The 231-nt window shown below is 48.9% G+C and carries 1 pseudogene; it reads left to right on the top strand.

Annotated features, from left to right (window positions below):
• Positions 1-231: pseudogene (locus HBA93_RS23900) on the top strand (LysR family transcriptional regulator); the annotation flags it as partial.

Genomic DNA, 231 nt, shown 5'->3' with positions numbered 1-231 from the left:
AAGAATTACTGGATATCAAACTGTTTGAACGCTCTGCACGCGGCCTCAAAATGACTGCGGCGGGCATGGTTCTGTTGTCACAGGCACAGGAGATTTTGCGTATCAGTGATGATGTGCTTGGCAGACTGTCGAGCCTGTCCGGTTCTGGCCGTGTACGGCTTGGAGTACTGGAAGATTTTGCCTCTTCCGGCCTGATTGAGATTTTAAAAAAATTCCGCGATCAGTACAAAG

It is taken from the genome of Ochrobactrum sp. SFR4 (genome assembly GCF_019730395.1).
Classification (GTDB): domain Bacteria; phylum Pseudomonadota; class Alphaproteobacteria; order Rhizobiales; family Rhizobiaceae; genus Pseudochrobactrum.
This window is presented reverse-complemented; position numbering and strand designations above follow the sequence as displayed.